The 7,172-nt window shown below is 60.0% G+C and carries 8 protein-coding genes; all 8 read left to right on the forward strand.

All coding sequences use genetic code 11. From position 1 onward, the window contains the following. Positions 1-238 precede the first annotated feature (238 nt). On the forward strand, positions 239-1,855 hold the full coding sequence (locus ACV4UY_RS16260; protein WP_491608604.1) for an AAA family ATPase: 1,617 nt from the start codon (positions 239-241) through the stop codon (positions 1,853-1,855). Then, positions 1,852-2,826 (forward strand): hypothetical protein, encoded by a 975-nt coding sequence (locus ACV4UY_RS16265; RefSeq protein WP_491608605.1) that lies wholly within the window; start codon positions 1,852-1,854, stop codon positions 2,824-2,826. The genes ACV4UY_RS16260 and ACV4UY_RS16265 overlap by 4 nt, the downstream gene beginning before the upstream one ends. 76 nt (positions 2,827-2,902) lie before the next feature. After that, positions 2,903-3,343, forward strand: a complete 441-nt coding sequence (locus tag ACV4UY_RS16270; protein ID WP_491608606.1) for an RNA-binding S4 domain-containing protein — start codon at positions 2,903-2,905, stop codon at positions 3,341-3,343. A gap of 519 nt (positions 3,344-3,862) precedes the next feature. Next, a complete protein-coding gene (gene kaiB / locus ACV4UY_RS16275) occupies positions 3,863-4,174 on the forward strand; it encodes a circadian clock protein KaiB (RefSeq protein WP_491608607.1) in 312 nt (103 codons plus the stop codon). A 17-nt stretch (positions 4,175-4,191) separates the two neighbouring features. Next, a complete protein-coding gene (locus ACV4UY_RS16280) occupies positions 4,192-5,070 on the forward strand; it encodes a response regulator (RefSeq protein WP_491608608.1) in 879 nt (292 codons plus the stop codon). A gap of 9 nt (positions 5,071-5,079) precedes the next feature. After that, positions 5,080-5,391 (forward strand): circadian clock KaiB family protein, encoded by a 312-nt coding sequence (locus tag ACV4UY_RS16285; protein WP_491608609.1) that lies wholly within the window; start codon positions 5,080-5,082, stop codon positions 5,389-5,391. Between the two features lie 21 nt (positions 5,392-5,412). Beyond that, entirely contained in the window at positions 5,413-6,921 is a 1,509-nt protein-coding gene (gene kaiC / locus ACV4UY_RS16290) for a circadian clock protein KaiC (RefSeq protein WP_491608610.1), read from the forward strand. A gap of 27 nt (positions 6,922-6,948) precedes the next feature. Next, positions 6,949-7,172: hypothetical protein (locus ACV4UY_RS16295; protein WP_491608611.1), on the forward strand; the 224-nt coding region annotated here is incomplete at its 3' end.

The following is a 7,172-nucleotide window of genomic DNA, read 5'->3' on the forward strand; positions in this document are numbered from 1 at the left end:
AATAACGATTTTCTTGCAACCCTGCTCGCTCAATTTTGAAATGCAATTGCCCTGCGCCACCCACCTCCTGGATGTTGCTCTGGCGGCTTGCCGGGGCGTACGGATCGTTGTCGATCCTATGCCATGAACGCACGTCGCATGGAACATATCCCATCTTGACAAATCCGGATGGACTTTTATACTTTAAGCATAGAAAATAACATTAAAATGGATTTCTAAATCTTGAGGTTACAAAACCATGGAGCATGCCCGCCTGACCGGGATCACGATCGAGAATTTCAAATCCTATCGTGACCGCACGGAAATCCCGCTCGCGCCCCTGACCATCGTCGTGGGGCCGAACAACTCCGGCAAGAGTTCCCTGATTCAGACCTTGTTGTTGCTCAAGCAAACCCTGAATGATCCGAATGATCACATCCCCTTGCGATTGGATGGCGTGGTGAATGCCTTCAATCTGCGGGAACTCACGCATGATTGGCCTGAAAGAAATGACCACCAACCGATTCCTGGCCCTGTTCTAACCCTGGAGTGGACCAGTCGGGTTGATGTTGGAAAGGCACTGGCGATCGCAAGAAACCCAAATCGGACGCATCTTGCCGTCAACTCCGGGGTCGAATGGCTAAGGGACATCACATCGGACGACCGATTGGATGTCCAGGCATCCCTTGCCATTCATTTGGAAGAATTTGCCAATTCGATCCGGTTTTCCAGCCTGGAAGTGACCATCCAGGTTCCGGAACGCTCGGATGCGCCTGTGCATTTAAAAATCCTTACCCAGAGAAATCCTTTCGTGGCCGTATGGCAAGATCAACCGGCCAGAAGGATCGCTGTCGAGTTGGATCACTTCATTCCCTATCTGCGCATCAATCGTGACAATGTCGGTCCTCAGTTGATCGAAAGGACTTGGCACAACGCTTATCTGATCTTGATGGCGCAACCCCTGGAAGACCTTAAACGACTGGTCAAGGATCTTCATTATCTGGGCTCCAATCGCGCCACCTCCAATCATCCTCTGTTCATGCCCTCCACCACCGATCCGATTGAAATCGGCAGCCAGGGCGAATTCGCGGCACCGATGCTGCACCGCCAACAAACCGGGAACATCCACTTCCTCCCTTCCCTGGAGATTCCCGAGGACGCCTCGAGAATTCAACCGCCCACCGAAGTGCAGGTCGATTCCCTTCTCGGCGCGATGAATACCGTGATGCGTTCCCTCTCCATCCAGGCAGAGCTTTCCATCCATGATCTCGGTGTCGGATTTCAAGTGCTGTTCGGCAAGGCATCACTCCCGCATGTGGGGCGCGGACTCGGTTATCTGCTGCCGCTGGTGCAGATCGGTCTGTTCGCGGACCCCCTGCGCTTCACGGGAGAGACCGGACCCATACCTTTGGAGACGTATCGGGAACAGTGCGGCACGGTCGGACATATTGCCATCGAAGAACCCGAAGCCCATCTGCACCCCAAGGTCGCCAGTCGGCTGGCGCACTTCTTTGTCAGCCAAGCCATGGCGCAGCGCCAATTCATCATCGAAACCCACAGCGATCACTTGGTGCGCCGACTCCGGGGCTTGATCGCCCGAGCCGAACCGGACAGCCATCTGGAAAACTGGCTGCTCAAGAATGTGGTGATTTTGAACGTATCGCGCGTCTCGGGTTGCTCCCGCGTTGAAGTCACCCGCCTGACCCGCGATGGCTCAATCGGCGATTACTGGCCCGAGGATTTCATGGACGAATCCTCCAATGAGGAAAGCGCCATCTACTATGCCAAATTGGACAAGGAGGAGCGTTTCACGCACGATCCGAGCGGCATTCGGATGAACGCTGGCAAGGAACCCGAAGCGGAGGCCGTGCCATGACCACCTTCGCACTGCTCGACCCGGCGTTGTTTCGAGACCGTCCCGATGATGCGCTGTGCCAGGAGCTGAAAATGGTGACGCGCATCTGCAAGGAACACACGATTCAGATTCTCCGACTGCCCTATCTGAGCGATCTTTCCAGAACCCGCATGCGTAGCCTGGCGAGTCGTCACAACCATCCGACCCAACAAGTCGTCCGAGAGTTCGAAAAACTCTTCGCCCATCATGCGCTTGTCCATGGGGACCATCCGCCGATTGGTGAAATCTGGACGAAAGGTTTTCAAGAGTTGTTCGGAGCCACGGACGACCTCCCGGATGGTGACTGGGTGACCCGCATGACCGAGGCGGTCATTCAAGCCCTGAATCACGCGGAGGCGATGCGACAAAAATCCGCGGGTCAGGCGGCCTTCCAGGTCATCCTCATCACGCCGCTCATCGAGGGCCGCAATCAGAAAACCCACCAAACCGCCCAATGCACGCTCGCAGAGATCACCCGCTGGGCGCTCTATGTGCAACCCAGGGGAATCGGTCCCAGACGCATTCACTGTGTCCACCACCCGCGCAACCTGGATATTGACTGGACGATTCGCTACGATTGGCGCTTGCCGGCTCCATCCGACGGCGGCCCGTACCCGTTCTGCGTTCCCGAAAAATGGTGGGAGTTGGATACACAAGCGGTTCGGACCATTCAGAGCAAGCCGGCGTGGATCGATCGCTTCAGAAATGGCTGGACCCGTCCCAACATCAATCAGGGAAGCGGCCATCATTGGGATGTCTACATCGAAAATCACCAGCTAAAAGAACGGATCGGACTGAATCATCTGAACGTGGTGGAATATGGCGCACCCAGAGATCAGGGCGTGCCGGGGCATGTGCATCATACCGCGACGGAAAGACAACCGCATCTCAACCCAAACAGTTCCTGGTCCTGCCTGGACCCGCGCGACCCCCGCGCCGATCCAGGGACATGATCGCACCGGGTGCCATGGTCGGGACCCGGAACGGTTGCCATCCAGGATCCCGACCTTCGCGCCACGGACGCCCACCATGCCTACCCCATCTCGCGGACTTCCCCCCTCCTCCGACGATCCGGCCAGCCAGGTCGAGCGGCTGGACAAATGGCTCTGGGCGGCGCGCTTCTTCAAGACCCGCTCCCTGGCCATCGAGGCGGCCAACGGCGGCAAGATCCACGTCAACGGTCTGCGCGCCAAGCCGGGACGGGACGTTCGCGTCGGCGACCGGCTGGAGATCCGCAAGGAGAGCTTTCTGTTTCAGGTGACGGTGCTGGCCCTCTCGCTGCATCGCGGACCGGCCACGGTGGCCCGCAATCTCTACGAAGAGAGCCCGGAGAGCCTCGCCGAACGCGCCCGGATCGTCGAGATCCAGCGCGCCGAACCACGCATGATTCCCGGTGCCGGGCGTCCGACCAAAAAGGATCGCCGTGCCATCGTCCGGTTCCTCTCCCACCCCGGCGGCCCGCCGGAGTGATCGGCACCTGAACGCACCCCATTTTCCCCTCGTCAAGGCCGCGTTCGAACGGACTGATCCCCACTTGGCGATCAATATGAATCAGCGACCGTTCGTTTATACAATTCCGTATGGTGATCACCCAATCGATGTGATAGGATGGATTGCCATTGAAAGTCTCATGCCTTGAGTCATCCACGCCCGATGGGGCGACCTGACCGCAACACGACCCACATGCCAGGCGGGAGCGAACCGGCAAACCCGGCAGGATGGGATCCTCAAGGTTCACAATGGTCAGCCGAAGCGTTGCGATCCACCCCTTCGCGCGACGCCTCGAACGTTAAAGGCTGTTTGGCACATGCCAAACAGCCGACGCAGGCCATTCATGGCCCGCCCGATTGTGCAGCAATTTAAGAAGCATGAAGCGATTGTTTCGATTCGTGCAGGTTTGGGAATTCCATGCAGGGAATCCCCAAACAACCTCTTTAGAAAATGGTCATTCCATGGTTGCATGACGCACCAGCCAGGAGCGCAAATCCGATGACCCACGAAGGTAACTTTGTGCTCAAGCTCTACGTGACCGGCAAAACCCCACGCTCCGAAAGAGCCATCGAGAATCTGCGCCGCATCTGCGTCCATGAACTGGACGAGCGCTACGAGATGGTGGTGATCGACATCCTCGAGCATCCCGAATCCGCCGAGGAGGAGAAAATCCTGGCCACCCCGACCCTGATCAAGGCCTTGCCCCCACCGTTGCGTCGCATCATCGGTGATCTCACCGACAAGGAAAAGGTGCTGTTGGGTCTGGATCTGTATCGTTCCCCGGACAAGGACCGATCCAGATCGCGTTGAGAGCGATGGAGGGCGCGATGCCTGCCAGCTTATTGCATGATCGAACCCCGCTCTCTTCCCGTGACTCCCCACGGGAACATCACGGCAAACCACGCGCCATTGGGCATGACAAACCGTTGCGCGTTCTGCTGGTCGAGGACTCGGAGGCCGATCAACTGCTGGTGCGCGAAAACGCCGAGATCTCCGGAAACGGTAGCGTCGCCCATCTGCCACGGTTGACTCTGGTGCCGGTCGGCGAACTGCGCCAGGCCCTCGAACGGATCTCCCAAGAGCGCTTCGACGCAGTGCTGCTGGATCTGAACCTGCCGGACAGCATCGGCATGGAGACCTTCCTGCGTCTCCACGATCAGGCTCCCGAACTGGCGATCGTGGTGCTGACCGGTCTGGACGACGACGCCTTGGGGGCGGATACCATCCGGCACGGGGCCCAGGATTTCCTGAACAAGGGCAGTCTGGATGGCCCCCTGCTGTTGCGCTCGCTCCGCTACGCGGTGGAACGACAACAACTGATCAACGAACTGGATCGAACCCGTCGCCGACTGCGCCAGGAGCAGGAGATCCTGTCCCTGGAAAAGCTCTCCAACCGCACGCCCGGAGATGGGCTTCGGGTGCTCTCCCTGGAACGGGTCTACTCGGAACTGGTGCGACATTACGTCGTCGCCACCCGCGAGGGCGGCGATCCCCCTCGCGAGGAGGTGCGCAAGGTGGCCGCCCGGCTGATGGCCATGCACGCCGGCGCCCGTGACGTGGTTGTGTTGCATCTCAAGATGTTGCGTGGCACCGGTCACTGGACCACCATGACCGAGGAGCGCGCCTTTTCCCAGGATGCCCGACTGGTCCTGGTGGAACTGTTGGGTCATTTGACCGATCTCTATCGTGAACGCGCCCAGAGCTAGGATTCCGGCATGAGCACCCCCACTTCGCCCCGTTTCCTGCTCTTCATCACCGGAGACTCCCCGAACGGTCAACGCGCCACGACCAATTTCCGCGACCTGGCCGAAACCGTCTACCAGGAACGGTATGAACTGGAGATCATCGACATCCTGCGTCAACCGGCGCGGGCCGAGGAGAACAACATCCTGGCCGCGCCCACCCTGGTCCGACTGACCCCCTCGCCGCCCGTGAAGATTATCGGCGATCTCTCCGCCGAAGGTCGTGTCCGTCAGATTCTCGGGCTGCCGGAACAACCGGGCGAATCCCATTCGCCCCCGCACTAACACAGAAAGGTTGATAACCGCATGAACGACAACACCGACGCCCTGGTGAAACTGCCCACCGGCATCGAGGGGTTCGACCATCTGACCATCGGCGGTCTGCCCAAGGGACGGACCTGCCTGGTCTCCGGAAGCTCCGGCTCCGGCAAGACCATTCTGGGCATGGAGTTCCTCTACCGCGGCATCGTGCAGTTCGGTCGCAAGGGGGTCTTCGTGAGCATGGAGGAGCGCGCTCCGGACATCCTGCGCAACGTGCGCCGCATGGGATGGAACATCCAGGGACTGGTCGATACCGGACGCCTGAAGCTGATCGACGCCGCGCCGGAACCGATCCCCATGGAAGAATCGGGCGCCTATGACCTCTCCGGTCTGCTGGTGCGCATCGAGCATGCCGTCGAGCAAAGCGGCGCCGAACTGCTGGTGCTCGACTCGATCGGCTCGCTCTTCGACCAGTTCAACAACGCCGCCGTGGTACGCCGGGAGATCTTCCGCATCATCGACGCCCTGCGCACCATGGGCATCACCGCCCTGTTGACCGCCGAACGGCTCAACGAATACGGACACATCTCCCGCCACGGCGTGGAGGAGTTCGTCTCCGACACGGTGATCATCTTGCGGAACGTGCTCAAGGAGGAGAAGTGCCGGCGCACCATCCAGGTGCTCAAGATGCGCGGCGACACCCATTACAAGGGGGAGTATCCTTTCACGATCACCTCCCCGATCGGCATCAGCATCCTGCCGTTGTCGGCCCGCGAACTCAAGCAGTCCTCCTCGACCCAGCGCATCAGCTTCGGCAATCCCATCCTCGACCAGATGGCCGGCGGCGGACTGTTCCGGGATTCGATCTTTCTCGTCAGCGGTCCCACCGGGGGTGGCAAGACCCTTTTGGCCACCACCTTCGCCGCCGAAGGGTGCCGACGCGGCGAGAAAGTCCTGCTGCTGGCCTACGAGGAGTCCCACGCGCAACTGCTGCGCAATGCCCAGTCGTGGGGCCTGGATTTCCAGAAATGGGAAGAGGACGGCCTGCTGCGGGTGATCTGCCAATACCCGGAGTCCATGGGACTCGAGGACCATCTGCTGCTGATCCAGCGCGAGATCGAGAAGTTCCGTCCGCGCCGGCTGATCATGGACAGCGTTTCGGCCATGGAGCGGGTCGCCCAGGTCCGTTTCTTCCGCGAGTTCGTCATCGGTTTGACCTCGTTCGCCAAACAGGAGGAGGTCTGCTCCCTCTTCACCAGCACCACGCCCAAACTCTCGGGCGGGGATTCGATCACCGAGGCCCACATCTCCACCATCACCGACGCGATCCTGTTGCTGCGCTACGTCGAGATCAACGGCATTCTGCGGCGCGGCGTGGCGGTGATCAAGATGCGCGGCTCGCAACACGACAAACAGATCCGCGAATTCACCATCGACGACCAGGGTCTGCACATCGGCAAACCCTTCACCAATGTCCACAACATCATCCTGGGCATCCCCTCGGCCACCATGCCCTCGGAGGTCGAACAACTCGGCGCGATGTTCGATGAGTGACCAACCTCGGGAGATGGGAACCGGACCGTGACCAACCCATCCTCGACCTCGAAGATGGGCGTCAGCGCGTCGCCAACCCCCTGGATTCGGATCGCCCGCACCACCCCTGACCAGCGCCGGCAACGCCGCCAGGCGTTCGGCAGGGACGTTTGCCCGTGCAAACCCGCCGGCCTCGACGAGCATGGCGTCATGCTGCGTAACTTGCATGATGGGGGGAGAACCCCCTCACCCCCCTTTGCCATGGACCTCCC

It is taken from the genome of Candidatus Magnetaquiglobus sp. (assembly GCF_058402785.1).

Excerpts from the sequence above, each read along its gene's own strand:
- ACV4UY_RS16260 (WP_491608604.1), top strand. The coding sequence starts at position 239 with ATGGAGCATGCCCGCCTGACCGGGATCACGATCGAGAATTTCAAATCC.
- ACV4UY_RS16265 (WP_491608605.1), top strand. The coding sequence starts at position 1,852 with ATGACCACCTTCGCACTGCTCGACCCGGCGTTGTTTCGAGACCGTCCC.
- ACV4UY_RS16270 (WP_491608606.1), top strand. The coding sequence starts at position 2,903 with ATGCCTACCCCATCTCGCGGACTTCCCCCCTCCTCCGACGATCCGGCC.
- kaiB (WP_491608607.1), top strand. The coding sequence starts at position 3,863 with ATGACCCACGAAGGTAACTTTGTGCTCAAGCTCTACGTGACCGGCAAA.
- ACV4UY_RS16280 (WP_491608608.1), top strand. The coding sequence starts at position 4,192 with ATGCCTGCCAGCTTATTGCATGATCGAACCCCGCTCTCTTCCCGTGAC.
- ACV4UY_RS16285 (WP_491608609.1), top strand. The coding sequence starts at position 5,080 with ATGAGCACCCCCACTTCGCCCCGTTTCCTGCTCTTCATCACCGGAGAC.
- kaiC (WP_491608610.1), top strand. The coding sequence starts at position 5,413 with ATGAACGACAACACCGACGCCCTGGTGAAACTGCCCACCGGCATCGAG.